This is a genomic window from Pseudomonas allokribbensis, from assembly GCF_014863605.1.
Taxonomy (GTDB): Bacteria; Pseudomonadota; Gammaproteobacteria; order Pseudomonadales; family Pseudomonadaceae; genus Aquipseudomonas; species Aquipseudomonas allokribbensis.
Genome location: NZ_CP062252.1, coordinates 4,285,904 through 4,299,411, shown reverse-complemented (window position 1 = coordinate 4,299,411; position 13,508 = coordinate 4,285,904). Strand labels below are relative to the sequence as shown.

General features: G+C 59.0%; 15 protein-coding genes and 4 tRNA genes. 13 read left to right on the top strand and 6 right to left on the bottom strand.

Going from position 1 to position 13,508, the window contains the following annotated elements; all coding sequences use genetic code 11:
• The first annotated feature begins 11 nt into the window (after positions 1 to 11).
• Positions 12 to 530 carry a cupin domain-containing protein gene (locus IF199_RS19620; RefSeq protein WP_192558457.1) on the top strand — a complete coding sequence of 173 codons (519 nt, stop codon included), beginning with the start codon at positions 12 to 14 and terminating at the stop codon, positions 528 to 530.
• Between the two features lie 17 nt (positions 531 to 547).
• Here the strand turns inward: IF199_RS19620 and IF199_RS19615 are convergent, their stop codons facing one another.
• Positions 548 to 1,195 carry a YceH family protein gene (locus IF199_RS19615; RefSeq protein ID WP_102621713.1) on the bottom strand — a complete coding sequence of 216 codons (648 nt, stop codon included), beginning with the start codon at positions 1,193 to 1,195 and terminating at the stop codon, positions 548 to 550.
• 124 nt (positions 1,196 to 1,319) lie between these two features.
• On the opposite strand from IF199_RS19615, the gene IF199_RS19610 reads away from it, so the two are divergent.
• Positions 1,320 to 1,829, top strand: a complete 510-nt coding sequence (locus IF199_RS19610) for a DUF1993 domain-containing protein (RefSeq protein ID WP_096822344.1) — start codon at positions 1,320 to 1,322, stop codon at positions 1,827 to 1,829.
• Positions 1,830 to 1,895: 66 nt separating this feature from the next.
• Here IF199_RS19610 and sstT read toward each other — a convergent pair whose 3' ends face one another.
• Positions 1,896 to 3,128, bottom strand: coding sequence for a serine/threonine transporter SstT (gene sstT / locus IF199_RS19605; RefSeq protein WP_192558456.1), 1,233 nt, complete (start codon positions 3,126 to 3,128; stop codon positions 1,896 to 1,898).
• Positions 3,129 to 3,465: 337 nt separating this feature from the next.
• On the opposite strand from sstT, the gene IF199_RS19600 reads away from it, so the two are divergent.
• The gene (locus tag IF199_RS19600; RefSeq protein WP_102621716.1) at positions 3,466 to 4,626 is read left to right on the top strand and encodes an MFS transporter; all 1,161 of its coding nucleotides are present in this window, start codon (positions 3,466 to 3,468) and stop codon (positions 4,624 to 4,626) included.
• Here the strand turns inward: IF199_RS19600 and nhaR are convergent.
• On the bottom strand, positions 4,623 to 5,522 hold the full coding sequence (gene nhaR, locus IF199_RS19595) for a transcriptional activator NhaR (RefSeq protein WP_096822341.1): 900 nt from the start codon (positions 5,520 to 5,522) through the stop codon (positions 4,623 to 4,625). The genes IF199_RS19600 and nhaR overlap by 4 nt on opposite strands.
• A gap of 144 nt (positions 5,523 to 5,666) precedes the next feature.
• Between nhaR and IF199_RS19590 the strand changes: the two genes are divergently transcribed.
• Together IF199_RS19590 and IF199_RS19585 are read left to right on the top strand one after the other, a co-directional pair.
• Complete coding sequence (locus IF199_RS19590) at positions 5,667 to 5,909, top strand: hypothetical protein (protein ID WP_192558455.1); 243 nt, start codon at positions 5,667 to 5,669, stop codon at positions 5,907 to 5,909.
• Between the two features lie 28 nt (positions 5,910 to 5,937).
• Positions 5,938 to 6,687, top strand: a complete 750-nt coding sequence (locus tag IF199_RS19585) for a TerC family protein (RefSeq protein WP_192558454.1) — start codon at positions 5,938 to 5,940, stop codon at positions 6,685 to 6,687.
• 74 nt (positions 6,688 to 6,761) lie between these two features.
• Here the strand turns inward: IF199_RS19585 and IF199_RS19580 are convergent, their stop codons facing one another.
• Positions 6,762 to 6,932 (bottom strand): hypothetical protein, encoded by a 171-nt coding sequence (locus IF199_RS19580; protein WP_176504897.1) that lies wholly within the window; start codon positions 6,930 to 6,932, stop codon positions 6,762 to 6,764.
• A 231-nt stretch (positions 6,933 to 7,163) separates the two neighbouring features.
• On the opposite strand from IF199_RS19580, the gene IF199_RS19575 reads away from it, so the two are divergent.
• Positions 7,164 to 7,835, top strand: a complete 672-nt coding sequence (locus IF199_RS19575) for a peptidase C39 family protein (RefSeq protein ID WP_102621717.1) — start codon at positions 7,164 to 7,166, stop codon at positions 7,833 to 7,835.
• Between the two features lie 96 nt (positions 7,836 to 7,931).
• The gene (locus IF199_RS19570; protein ID WP_102621718.1) at positions 7,932 to 8,138 is read left to right on the top strand and encodes a hypothetical protein; all 207 of its coding nucleotides are present in this window, start codon (positions 7,932 to 7,934) and stop codon (positions 8,136 to 8,138) included.
• 54 nt (positions 8,139 to 8,192) lie between these two features.
• Here the strand turns inward: IF199_RS19570 and pbpG are convergent, their stop codons facing one another.
• Together pbpG and folD are read right to left on the bottom strand one after the other, a co-directional pair.
• Positions 8,193 to 9,131, bottom strand: a complete 939-nt coding sequence (pbpG, locus tag IF199_RS19565; protein WP_096822336.1) for a D-alanyl-D-alanine endopeptidase — start codon at positions 9,129 to 9,131, stop codon at positions 8,193 to 8,195.
• Between the two features lie 228 nt (positions 9,132 to 9,359).
• The gene (folD, locus tag IF199_RS19560; protein WP_085712473.1) at positions 9,360 to 10,214 is read right to left on the bottom strand and encodes a bifunctional methylenetetrahydrofolate dehydrogenase/methenyltetrahydrofolate cyclohydrolase FolD; all 855 of its coding nucleotides are present in this window, start codon (positions 10,212 to 10,214) and stop codon (positions 9,360 to 9,362) included.
• Positions 10,215 to 10,488: 274 nt separating this feature from the next.
• Here folD and IF199_RS19555 point away from each other — a divergent pair.
• From IF199_RS19555 to clpP, 6 genes are all read left to right on the top strand, one after another.
• Positions 10,489 to 10,565 (top strand) — tRNA-Arg (locus IF199_RS19555).
• A gap of 32 nt (positions 10,566 to 10,597) precedes the next feature.
• Positions 10,598 to 10,673: transfer RNA gene (locus tag IF199_RS19550), tRNA-His, on the top strand.
• A gap of 58 nt (positions 10,674 to 10,731) precedes the next feature.
• Positions 10,732 to 10,816, top strand: a tRNA-Leu gene (locus tag IF199_RS19545).
• 76 nt (positions 10,817 to 10,892) lie between these two features.
• A tRNA-His gene (locus tag IF199_RS19540) sits at positions 10,893 to 10,968 on the top strand.
• 401 nt (positions 10,969 to 11,369) lie between these two features.
• Positions 11,370 to 12,680 (top strand): trigger factor, encoded by a 1,311-nt coding sequence (gene tig, locus IF199_RS19535; RefSeq protein ID WP_011335037.1) that lies wholly within the window; start codon positions 11,370 to 11,372, stop codon positions 12,678 to 12,680.
• Positions 12,681 to 12,772: 92 nt separating this feature from the next.
• Complete coding sequence (gene clpP, locus IF199_RS19530) at positions 12,773 to 13,408, top strand: ATP-dependent Clp endopeptidase proteolytic subunit ClpP (protein ID WP_007951559.1); 636 nt, start codon at positions 12,773 to 12,775, stop codon at positions 13,406 to 13,408.
• Positions 13,409 to 13,508 lie beyond the last annotated feature (100 nt).

Sequence of the window (13,508 nt, the reverse complement as noted above, 5' to 3'; positions counted from 1 at the left end):
CCGAGGTCTGCATGCACCCGCCCATTCTCAACCTGAATGACGTCGAACTCGAACCACTCCCCGAAGGCTTGGCCCCCGAAGGTGAAGCCGCCGGGCGTTATCAACAACGGTTCGCCCGGGTCGGCCAGCAATTGGGCTCCCAGAAACTTGGTTATCGCCTGTATGCGCTGCCACCGGGCATGCGTGGCAGCCCGTTTCACAGCCATCGGGTCAATGAGGAAATGTTTTACGTGGTGGCCGGGGAAGGGGAGGTGCGCCTCGGTGCCGAGCGTTTCCCGATCCGCGCCGGCGACGTGATCGCCTGCCCGCCGGGTGGTCCGGAAGCCGCGCATCAGATCATCAACACCAGCTGCGAAGAACTGCGCTATCTGGCGGTCAGCACTCAGCAGCAACCGGAAATCTGCGAGTACCCGGATTCGAACAAATACGCGGTGATGGATAATTTCAGCGTCGATGCCGAAGGCAATGCCTCGGGCTTCGTGGCGGTGGCGCGGCAGGCGGACGGGGTGGATTACTGGGACGGCGAGTGACGCCGCCCCGATTGCACTTATTCGAGTCGGGCCAGACGCTCTTCCAGCGCTGCAATCCGCGCTTCCAGTTCTTCGATGCGTTCGACTGAAACACCGCTGGCCGCGCCGCGATCACTCGGGTTCTGCCGCGCGGCGATAATCGCCTCGATGTCCGCCGGATCACCCAGTGCGTGGGTGTAACGATCTTCGCGCTGGCCGGCCTGACGTGGAATCAGCACGGCCAGATCCCGAGCGATCAGGCGTTCCAGCTGATGCACCACCTGTTCGGCGTCTTCGAATTCATGCATGCGACCGCTGCGGGTCAGCAGTTCGTTGACGGTCTGCGGGCCGCGCAGGAACATCAGCCCGGTCAGAATCATCTGTGCAGGCACCAGCTCCAGCGCCTTGTCGACCTTGTGCTCCCAGCGGTCGGCGCGACTGCCCATCACCAGCTTGGCGAAACCGCGACCTTCGAGGGCGCGCAGACTCTGGCCGACCTGGCCCTGGGTCAGGTTCATCACCGGTTCCCGGCTGGTTTTCTGATTGCAGGCCAGCACGAGGGCGTTGAGGGTCAGCGGATAGGTTTCCGGGCTGGTGGCCTGTTTCTCGATCAACGAACCCAGAATGCGGATTTCCGTGGCGTTGAGCCGTGGTTCGTTGGCGTTGGTATCAAGTTCTGTGGTCATCGCGCGTTCCCTCTGCAGTCGAAGGCGCCTAGCCTAATCCTTGCTGGATAAAAGACAAGCCGCGCGGCGCGCGAGCATGGCTATAATCGCCCCACGATTCACCCAGCCACCACGTGAGACTGCCATGACCATTTCCCTGTACGCCGCATCCGTCCCGGTTTTCCAACAAATGCTCAACGCCCTGAGCGATGTGCTGAAAAAGGCTGAAGCCCACGCCACCGAGAAAAACATCGACCCGAACGCCTTCCTGCAGGCGCGTCTGTACCCGGACATGTTCCCGCTGGTGCGTCAGGTGCAGATCGCCGTGGACTTCGCCAAAGGCGTTTCTTCGCGTCTGGCTGAAGTCGAGATTCCGAAATACGACGACACAGAAACCACTTTCGCCGACCTGCAAGCGTTGATCGCCAAGGTTCTGGCCTTCATCGGCGAGATCAAGCCTGAGCAGATCAATGGCAAGGAAGGCATCGAAATCGTTACCCGTCCGGGCACGCCGAAAGAGAAGCGCTTCTCCGGCCAGGCTTACCTGCTGAGCTACGGTCTGCCGCAGTTCTTCTTCCACGTCACCACCACCTACGCACTGCTGCGTCACAACGGTGTGGAAGTGGGCAAGCGCGATTACATGGGCGCGTTCTAAACCGCCCTGCAACGAAAAAGCCCGCCAAGGTGCAAACCTTGGCGGGCTTTTTATTGCGCTCGGTTTTTACGCCGGACGCTGGGTTTTCTGCTCTTCGCCCAGGCAAGCGGCGGCGGTGAACAGCACGTCGGTGGACGAGTTCAGCGCCGTCTCGGCCGAGTCCTGCAACACGCCAATGATGAAACCGACTGCGACCACTTGCATGGCAATCTCGCTCGGGATGCCGAACAGGCTGCACGCCAGCGGAATCAGCAGCAGCGAACCACCGGCCACACCCGAGGCACCGCACGCGCAGATCGCCGCGACGACGCTGAGCAGGATGGCGGTCGGGATGTCCACGGCGATGCCTAGCGTGTGCACGGCCGCGAGGGTCAACACGGTGATGGTGATCGATGCGCCGGCCATGTTGATGGTAGCGCCGAGCGGAATCGATACCGAGTAGGTGTCTTCGTGCAGGCCCAGACGCTTGCTCAGTTCCAGGTTGACCGGAATGTTCGCTGCCGAGCTGCGGGTGAAGAACGCGGTGATGCCGCTTTCACGCAGGCATTTCAGCGTCAGCGGGTACGGGTTGCGACGCAGCTTCCAGAACACGATCAGCGGGTTCATCACCAGCGCCACGAACAGCATGCAGCCGAGCAGCACCGCCAGCAGGTGTGCGTAACCGACCAGTGCACCAAAACCCGAAGTGGCCAGGGTCGACGCCACCAGGCCGAAAATCCCCAGCGGCGCGAAGCGGATGACCACGCGCACGATCAGGGTCACGCCGTTGGACAGGTCGCTGACCACTTCCCGGGTGGTGTCGCCCGCATGGCGGATGGCTACGCCCATGCCGATGGCCCAGGCCAGAATGCCGATGAAGTTGGCGTTCATCAGCGCGGTGATCGGGTTTTCCACCACGCTCAGCAGCAGGCTTTGCAGCACTTCACCGATGCCGCCCGGCGCGCTCACGGCGATGTTGTCGGTGGACAGCACCAGATGCGACGGGAACATTGTGCTGGCGATTACCGCGACCACGGCAGCGGCGAAAGTGCCCAGCAGATAAAGGAACAGAATCGGCCGGATGTGGGTTTCCTGGCCGTGCTTGTGGTTGGCGATCGAGGCCATGACCAGCACGAACACCAGGATCGGCGCCACGGCTTTCAGCGCGGATACGAACACCTTGCCGATGAATGCGGTGCCTTTGGCCGCTTCCGGCGCGAGCAGCGCCAGGGCGATGCCGGCAATCAGGCCGATCAGGATCTGTGTGACCAGGCTGAGGCTTTTAAGGCGTTGCAATAGAGAAGGGGATGAAGCGGTCATAACGGCATCTCTGCTTTTTTATAGGGTGCAAGGTTGCGTGATCCGGGCGATGAATCGGGGGCAGGCCACAGACACGAACCGAAAGGAATGACGCGACAGCCACGCCGTTAAACGGGCGGCTGAACAGGGTGTACGTTTTGCAGGGCGCGGACTTTATCACAGGGGCGTCCGGATCCTTCAGACCTGTGACGATCTGCCACCGGATTGTTCGGCAACTTAGACAGGTTTGTGCAAGTCACTCTGGAAACACTCTGTTAAGATTGCGCATCCTTATTTTCAAGTTCTGCCAGCGGGCCTTCGGGTCAGCGCTGGTGTCGTCGTTTTGCTGGAGTTCCTCATGCTGTTGCCCATCCTTCTGTTGTCTGCCGCCGGGTTCACGGTGCTGACCACGGAGTTCGTCATCGTCGGCCTGTTGCCGGCGATTGCCCGCGATCTGGCCGTCACCATCCCGCAAGCCGGGTTGCTGGTGACTCTATTCGCTTTCACCGTGGCCATGTTCGGCCCATTCTTGACGGCATATTTCGCCCGTTTCGAACGGCGCAAACTGTTCATCACCATCCTGATCATGTTCGGACTGGCCAATACCGTGGCGGCATTCGCACCGAACATCTGGGTCATGGCCATTGCACGGTTGATTCCGGCGCTGGGGCTGCCGGTGTTCTGGGCGCTGGCCAGTGAAACCGCCGTGGATATCGTCGGCCCGGACTTCGCCGGTCGTGCCATCGCCAAGATCGGCTTCGGCATCGTCTGCGCCACGGTATTCGGCATTCCGGTCGGCACGCTGATTTCCGACGCGTTCGGCTGGCGCAGTGCGTTCGGCATTCTGGCGGTGATCGCGTTTGCCAAGGCGTTGCTGCTGTTTGTCTATCTGCCGAAAACCAGCCTGCACCAGCATCAGGTCAGCTTCGCTTCACAGTTCAAGATCCTGCGCAGCCCGCTGATGCTCGGTCATGTGTTGCTGTCGATCCTGGTGTTCAGCGGCATGTTCACCGCTTACACCTATCTGGCGGACATTCTTGAACGCCTGGCCGGCTTCAATGGCACCGTGGTCGGCTGGTGCCTGATGGGCTTTGGCGCGGTCGGCCTGATCGGCAACTCGCTGGGTGGACGCGCGGTGGATCGTCATCCGTTGATGGCGTCGGTGATGTTCTGTGCGTTCATGATCCCCGGGATGGTGGCGCTGGTGCCGAACATCAATTCGTCGCTGGGTCTGGCGGCGGCGATGGGCATCTGGGGCGTGACGCAGGCCGCGCTGTTCCTGGTCAGTCACGTGCGCTTGATGAAAGCCGCACCTGAGGCGCCGGCCTTTGCGGCGTCGCTGAACATTGCCGGGGCCAACCTCGGGATTGGTCTGGGCGCGATCATTGGCGGTCGGGTAATCGACAGCGCTGGCCTCGGCTTCGTGGGTTTCGCCGCAGCCGGGTTCATTCTGCTGTCGATTTTCCTCGCCATGGTGCTGATGGTACTCAAGCCGCGCGACGTCTGCGCGCCGGCTTAAAACTCTGTAAACAGCTCGCGTCGGGCACCTTCGGTAATCGCTTTGATGCCGGGGTGCTTGACCTTGCGCTCCACCGAAATCGCGTAGAACGATTCGCTCACCGCATCGGTCTGGCCGATCAACTCGACGCCGTACTGGCGCTTCACCTCCTCGGCAATCACGCTCGGGCCGATGAAAATCCCGCTGCCGGACTGGCCGAACGCCTGCATCAAGGCGCTGTCATCGAACTCCCCGACAATTCTTGGCTGAATCTGTTGCTCGGCGAACCAGCGCTGCAAACGGCTGCGCACTACGGTTTCTGCGCCGGGGATCAACAGCGGCGCACCGTGCAGGCTGCGTGGGAAATCCTGACCGTACTGCGCTGCCAGTTCGGCGGTGGCGAAGAAGCTGATCCCGCATTCCCCGAGTTTCTGGCTGTACCCCTTGATGTCCAGGTGCGACGGCATCGGGCTGTCGGAGATCACCAGATCCAGGCGCTGAATCGCCAGATCCGCCAGTAATCGCTCGAGTTTGTCCTCGCGGCAGGTGATGCGCAGAGGCTCGCTCAATTCCATGGTCGGGGCGATCAGGCGATAGACGATGGATTTGGGCACGACGTCCGCCACGCCGACCCGGAACAGGATCTGCTGCTCATTGGGCTGGGCGCGCAGCATCAGTTCCAGTTCGCCACCGAGCTGAAACATCTGTTCGGCATAGGGCAGGGCCTGGCGCCCGGCTTCGGTGAGCTCCAATTGCCGGCCGACTCGTTGAAACAATTCGATGCCGTAAGTCTGTTCGAGCAGGGAAATCTGTCCGCTGATGGTTTGTGGCGTCAGGTTCAGTTGCTCGCACGCGCGCACGATGCTGCCGGTCTTGGCGACCACCCAGAAGTAATGCAGTTGTCGGTAATTGAGCATGGCGATCCGTCCATGAAATACAGTTCGTATAAATCGAAGTATAGCCGCTGAAAATACGAATTTTCCTGAAGTGTTTGTCTCCCTAGAATGCCCAGCCATCGACGAGTGGTCTGTGACCCCGTCTGTTCATTCGAAGGAAACCTCATGAAATACACGATCCCGGCACTGATGTTTACGTCTTTACTGCTTATGGCGGGTTGCGACCAGGCTGAAAAAAGCGCCCAGCAGTTGATGGGCAAAGCGGCCGAGAGCGCCAAGCAGGCGATCGACGACACGCACAAAGCCGCTGAGCAAGCGCTCAGCGAGGCCACTGGCGGCCTGATCGAGAAAAAAGAAGCCCCGGAAAAAGACGCGGAAAAAACCGAATCTTCCTCCAAGACCATCTAAATCGTCTTACAAGAGTCAGGACTGACCCATGGAATACCTGTTAGAACTCGCTTCCAGCCCGACTGCCTGGATTGCCTTGGCCACACTGGTGGTAATGGAAATCGTGCTGGGCATCGATAACCTGATCTTCATCTCGATCCTGACCAACAAACTGCCCGAGCAGTACCGGCAGAAGGCCCGTCGCCTGGGCATCGGCATGGCGCTGATCATGCGTCTGGCCTTGCTGAGCACCATCGCGTTCATCGTTCAGTTGACCGCGCCGGTCATCGAGATCCTCGGCCAGGCGTTCTCCTGGAAGGACATGATCCTGATCGCCGGTGGCTTGTTCCTGGTGTGGAAAGCGACGACCGAGATCCATCACAGCATGGACCCGGCGCCGGAAGATCCGAAGTCCGCCACGTCGACAGTGACCCTGGGTTTTGCCGCCGCCATCGGGCAGATTCTGATGCTGGACATGGTGTTCTCGATCGACAGCATCATTACCGCGGTCGGCATGACCGAACACTTGCCGATCATGGTGATCGCGGTGGTGGTTTCGGTGCTGGTGATGCTGTTTGCGGCTGATCCGCTGGCCAAGTTCATCAACGACAACCCGACGGTGGTGATGTTGGCCCTGGGCTTCCTGATCATGATCGGCATGACGCTGATCGCCGAAGGCTTCGGCGCCCACGTACCGAAAGGTTATGTGTATGCCGCCATGGCGTTCTCGGCTTCGATTGAAGTGCTGAACATGATGTCGCGCCGCGCCAGGCAGAAGAAACTGACTGCAGAAGCGTAATCGCTGGAAAACCAAAGGCCGCCTGAACTCGCGAGAGTCCAGGCGGCCTTTTTGTTTGAGTCGGTTGCAGGAGGTCAGTGCGCGGTGGCGTGACGGGTGCTGTGTTTCTCGACTTTCTTGATCGGTGCGGGTTGTGCAGGGTGGTGATGGTGGCGCCGGGAAATCCGCAGCACGCCCCACAGCATGGCGGCGGCGACGGCCAGCCAGCCGGCAATCAGCATTACGATGGTCATGGTCAGGCTCATCTGTGCCTCCTCTTTGCCCTGCGTCGGGCGCTCGCTCTTTTGCGCTTGTCTGGATGACAGTCTAGTCGCTGGCGTGTTTCAGGCTATTGACCAAAGGTCGGTGGTGACCAATCACTTCGCTCTATGCAGACGATGCATCTGCCCCTTTGGGCTATACCGCAGCGTTACGCCGTCCTATGATCCTCGACCAAGCCGGAACACGATGACCGGTAACTGATCAAGAGAGTGACGATGGTGCAGCTATTTTCCCGGATTCGCATGGCGTTGCTGGTAGCCGGTTGCGTGACAGCATTGGTGGGTTGTGCGGGCAGTGTGGCACCCGAGGTCCAGCGCCTGCCGGAGCGCGTCGAGCTCAGCGGCACCTTCTATCGTGGCGAAGCCAATCAGAGCGGGCCGCAGGTGCTGGCCAGTCTGCTGTCGCAACAGGGCGTCATGATCACGCCGGGCCTGTTGGAAAAACCGCTGCATTTGCCGGGCGCCGAAGACAAGTTGCAGCAGAATATGCAGAACCTGGCCCGCGAGTACGGCATGGTGGTCTATCCGTTGGACAGCCAGTTGCCCGCGCTGCTGACCCAGGTGGCGGCCGGTTATCCGGTGATGGTGCGCTTCAGCGAGGGTTCGGCGTTCTGGGCCGAGCCGCGTTACGCGATCCTCTCTGGCTACGACCGCAAAAAGCAGAAGGTGCTGCTGCGCGCCGGGATGAACCGCCGCGAACTGATGAGTTTCAGCTCTTTTGAGTCGGCGCTCGAGAAGTCGGGTGGCTGGGCAGTATTGATTCAGAAGCCTTCGCAGATCCCGGCAGCGGTCGATCGCCAGCGTTGGTTGAAAGCGGCTGATGAACTGGCACAGGCCGGTCAGGAGCGCGAGGCGGCACAGGCCCGCAAGGCGCTGGAAGCGAAATGAGGTTCCGTCCGTCTTCTGACGGGCACGATGGCGCGGGGCTAAGCTCTTAAAGGTAACGCCCGATTTATCGGGTGATGACCCGAATGAGAGGTGCGTATGAGTACCGATTCGAGCTTCGACGACCATAAACCGGACAGTGTGCCGACGACGCCGGAACCGGACGTTGATCCGGTGCTGGACCCGGACAGCCCGCTGCGTGATCCGCTGGCTCGTCCCGCCGTCGTGACGCCGGAGCATCGGCGCGATCCAAGTGCCGGTGACGGCATTCCCGATGATGACCAGATGCCGCTGCCCAACGACTGATCCAGCAGACGAAAAAAAGCCCCGAATGTTCGGGGCTTTTTCTTGTGTCGCGGATTACTTGGAGGCTTCGACGACGCCGCTGTGGCGACCCTTGAGGTTCTTCTCGGCCTTGTATTGCTGAGCCACCGCCGGAACGTTGGTGCTTCTGCCGGTTTCCATCCAGCTGCGGATGCGGCTCGCATCGGCAAAGTGGGTGTACTTGCCGAAGGCGTCGAGAATCACCAGGGCGACCGGACGGTTGCTCATCCTGGTCACAAGCACCAGGCAGTGGCCGGCCGGATTGGTGAAGCCGGTTTTGGTGATCTTGATGTCCCAGTCGGCTTTGTTGACCAAGTGGTCGGTGTTGCGGAAACCCAGGGTGTAATTGGGTTTGCGGAACGACACGGTTTTTTCCTTGGTGGTGGTGAGCTCGCTGAGGATCGGATGTTTTTGCGCGGCCATCAGCAACTTGCTCAGATCGCGGGCAGTGGAAACGTTGCGTTCCGACAGGCCGGTCGGCTCGACGAAGTGGGTGCTGGTCATGCCCAGCGCCTTGGCCTTGGCGTTCATCGCCGCGATGAATGCCACATAGCCGCCCGGATAGTGGTGCGCCAGGCTGGCCGCCGCGCGGTTTTCCGAGGACATCAGGGCAATCAGCAGCATCTCTCGGCGCGGCAATTCGCTACGCAGTTTGACCCGGGAAAACACGCCTTTCATTTCCGGGGTATGGCTGATGTCGACGTCAATCCATTCGTCCATGTTCTGGTGCGCTTCAACCACGACCAGACCGGTCATCAACTTGCTGACGGAAGCGATCGGCACGATCACGTCCGGATTGCTGGAGTAGATGACTTTATTGGTCTGCAGATCCATCAGCAGGGCGCTGCCAGAGGCGATTTTCAGTTGCGAGGCGTCTCGGGGGGCAGCGGTGGTTTCGGCGGCGTTGACCGTTGGCGTGAGGAGCGTGCCTGAAAATGCAAAAACCAGGCTCAGGATGGACAGACGAATATTCACGCGGGCGAACTCATGAAGGTTGGAAATGCCGTTATTTGTAACGGACTGTGTCGTAAAACGACGCATTCTAGGAGTATGGCTGAAGATCTGTCGATGGTTGTTTGTGGGGCATGAAAAAGTCGTGAAAAGCCCTGTGAAAATAGGGGTTTCCGGCGAACGGTAAAGGTTTTTTCGAGGATATGAAAAACCCCGCACGAGGCGGGGTTTCGGGAGTGCGGGAAAAGCGCCTCAGGCGTGCAGGGTTTCTGCCGCGTACAGCGTGTTTTCCAGCAGGCAGGCACGGGTCATCGGGCCGACGCCGCCCGGTACTGGAGTGATCCAGCCAGCGCGGGGCAGGGCGGTTTCGTACACGACGTCACCGACCAGTTTGCCGTCGTCCTGACGGTTGATGCCGACGTCGATCACGATCGCGCCTTCCTTGATCCACTCGCCCTTGACCAGGCCCGGCTTGCCGGCAGCCACCACCACCAGATCGGCGCGGCCGACGTGACCGGCCAGGTCCTTGGTGAAGCGGTGGGTCACGGTCACGGTGCAGCCGGCCAGCAGCAGCTCCATGGCCATCGGGCGACCGACGATGTTGGAAGCGCCGACAACCACGGCGTCCATCCCGTACAGATCGACACCGGTGCTTTCCAGCAAGGTCATGATGCCTTTCGGGGTGCAGGGGCGCAGCAGCGGAATGCGCTGGGCCAGGCGGCCGACGTTATAAGGATGGAAACCATCGACGTCCTTGTCCGGGCGGATGCGTTCCAGCAGTTTGGAGGCGTCCAGGTGCTCAGGCAGCGGAAGTTGAAGCAGAACGCCGTCGATTGCCGGGTCGTCGTTCAGTCGATCGATCAGATCGGTCAGCGCTTCTTGAGTGGTTTCAGAAGGCAGGTCGTAGGCTTGAGAGAGGAAGCCGACCTCTTCACAGTCTTTACGCTTGTGCGAGACATAAACCTGAGAGGCAGGATCGCTGCCGACCAGGATCACCGCGAGGCCGGGAGTGCGCAAGCCTTGCTCGCGACGTTCGGCTACCCGTTGGGCGATCTGCTGGCGCAGGCTGGCGGCGATTGATTTGCCGTCGATTAGTTGTGCAGTCATTGCGCGTGATTAACCATCGAGAGGGGAAAAAAAGAGAACGCATTCTCGCATGTCAGACGGTGAGGGCAAAGGCGCTTGGTCAGCAAATTCCCCTAAGCCCTTTAATTAAATGAATTTTTTTTAAAAAGGATTTGACGACCTGCAGGTCGCTCTATACTATTCGTCGCACTTGTCGGGCACAGCCTAGCACTGGTTAAGAAGGTTGAGCGGAATCAAGGTTCTGCGAGACTGGAAAGCACTTAGTTTGTAGTCCTCCAAGGGTACAGCTAACAAGGCGCCCGTAGCTCAGCTGGATAGAGCATCCGCCTTCTAAGCGGATGGTCGCAGGTTCGAGTCCTGCCGGGTGCGCCATTAGGCAGCTTTGGCACAAGTAACGCGATATGGTGGGCGTAGCTCAGTTGGTAGAGCACGGGATTGTGACTCCCGTTGTCGTGGGTTCGATCCCCATCGTCCACCCCATATTTCGAAAGGCGCCAGATGTAACAGTCTGGCGCCTTTGCTTTAAAAAGCTTCATCCGCGGATGTGGTGGAATTGGTAGACACACTGGATTTAGGTTCCAGCGCCGCGAGGCGTAAGAGTTCGAGTCTCTTCATCCGCACCAATCAAAGCTTCATTCATGCCATTGGTAGGGTGAAGTTCTACAAAGAAGTTGTTTGGCTTCTTTGGCACGCAATATGGTGGGCGTAGCTCAGTTGGTAGAGCACGGGATTGTGACTCCCGTTGTCGTGGGTTCGATCCCCATCGTCCACCCCATATTTCGAAAGGCGCCAGACTTAACAGTCTGGCGCCTTTTTTGTTTTACGGTTTCGAGTATTTCGGCGACTGCCGGTTTCGGGTCGCAGGGCAGGGCGCTTCGTCGTATTAATGTTGCTCGATGATGCTGCGCTGCCCGCCGACCTTGCTTGCGAGGTTGGCTGTCAGGGAGATGATTCAACCGCCTCTATATATAGAAGAGGTTGGCGCAGAGCCCTGGCTTGATTGGCTGTATTTGCTAACAGGGCGAGGCGCAACCGTTTGTCCCCGCCTTCAAATTGCCTGCTGTTTTCTTACCCGTTTTCAGTAGGGTGACTTCTTGAGTTTGACCCACTAGAATGCATGCCCTTGATTCTTGGGTCGGAAACGGCCGGCTAACGTCTGTGCAACGAGGAATATCCATGCAAGTTTCTGTTGAAAATACTACTGCTCTTGAGCGCCGCATGAGCATCACCGTGCCGGCTGAGCGCATCGAGACTCAGGTCAACAAGCGTCTGCAGCAGACTGCCCAAAAGGCCAAGATTGCTGGCTTCCGTCCAGGCAAAGTGCCAATGAGCGAAATCAAGCGCCGTTTCGGTGCTGATGCGCGCCAGGAAGCGATCGGCGACGTGATCCAGTCCTCCTTCTACGAAGCTGTGGTTGAGCAGAAGCTGAACCCGGCCGGTTCGCCGTCGATCGAGCCTAAGTCGCTCGAAGCTGGCAAGGACCTGGAATACGTAGCCGTATTCGAAGTGTTCCCAGAGTTCACCGTTGCCGGCTTCGAAGGCATCACCGTTGAGCGTCTGAGCGCTGACGTGGCTGACGCCGATCTGGACAAGATGCTGGACATCCTGCGCAAGCAGAACACCCGTTTCGAAGTGGCCGATCGTGCTGCCCAGAACGAAGACCAACTGAACATCGATTTCGTTGGCAAGGTTGACGGCGAAGTGTTCGCTGGCGGTTCCGCCAAGGGCACTCAGCTGGTGCTGGGTTCCGGCCGCATGATCCCAGGCTTCGAAGAAGGCCTGGTCGGCGCTAAAGCTGGCGAAGAGCGCGTTCTGAACCTGACCTTCCCAGAGGACTATCAGAACCTGGACCTGGCTGGCAAGACCGCCGAGTTCACCGTGACCGTCAACACCGTTTCCGAGCCAAAACTGCCAGAGCTGAACGAAGAGTTCTTCGCCCAGTTCGGTATCAAGGAAAGCGGCATCGACGGCTTCCGCACCGAAGTTCGCAAGAACATGGAGCGTGAACTGCGTCAGGCGATCAAATCCAAGGTCAAGAATCAGGTAATGGACGGTCTGCTGGCCACCAACCCGATCGAAGTGCCAAAGGCTCTGCTGTCCAACGAAGTTGACCGTCTGCGCGTGCAGGCTGTTCAGCAGTTCGGCGGCAACATCAAGCCTGACCAGCTGCCGGCCGAGCTGTTCGAAGAACAAGCCAAGCGCCGCGTTGTGCTGGGTCTGATCGTGGCTGAAGTGGTCAAGCAATTCGACCTGAAGCCAGACGAAGCCCGCGTTCGTGAAATGATCCAGGAAATGGCTTCGGCTTACCAAGAGCCTGAGCAGGTTGTGTCCTGGTACTACAAGAACGAGCAGCAACTGAACGAAGTCCGTTCGGTTGTGCTGGAAGAACAAGTTGTGGATACTGTTCTGCAGAAAGCCAGTGTGACCGACAAATCGGTCTCTTACGAAGAAGCGGTCAAGCCGGTAGAAGCTCCAAAAGCCGACTGATTGTTTTTGCGTTAGAAGCACACACCATAAGCCAGCTTTCGAGCTGGCTTATGCGTATTCAAGACATAACTATTTGGGAGTGACTGCAGAGCATGTTCCGAAATTCGTATATTCAGCAGAACTCTGATATCCAGGCCGCCGGCGGCCTGGTCCCGATGGTTGTCGAGCAGTCCGCTCGTGGCGAGCGCGCCTATGACATTTATTCGCGTCTTCTGAAGGAGCGAGTGATCTTTCTGGTGGGTCCGGTAGAGGACTACATGGCCAACCTGATCTGTGCGCAATTGCTGTTCCTTGAAGCGGAAAACCCGGACAAGGACATCCATCTTTATATCAACTCCCCGGGCGGTTCGGTGACTGCGGGCATGTCGATCTACGACACCATGCAATTCATCAAGCCAAACGTGTCGACCACCTGCATCGGCCAGGCGTGCAGCATGGGCGCATTCCTGCTGACCGCAGGTGCTCCGGGCAAGCGCTTCTGCCTGCCGAACTCGCGTGTGATGATTCACCAGCCACTGGGCGGTTTCCAGGGCCAGGCGTCGGATATCGAAATCCACGCCAAGGAAATCCTCTTCATCCGCGAGCGTCTCAACACGCTGATGGCCAAGCACAGCGGTCGCACTCTGGAAGAAATCGAGCGCGATACCAACCGCGACAACTTCATGAGTGCAGAAGCTGCGAAGGAATATGGCTTGATCGACGAAGTGATCAACCAGCGTCCAGCTTAAAATAAGCAGCTCGAAATAGGCCTGGTCGGCTGGTCCGATCAGCGGCGGGCTTGAAAAAGCCCGCAATAGCCTTCATCTTGTGTTGCAAGCCTATCGGATT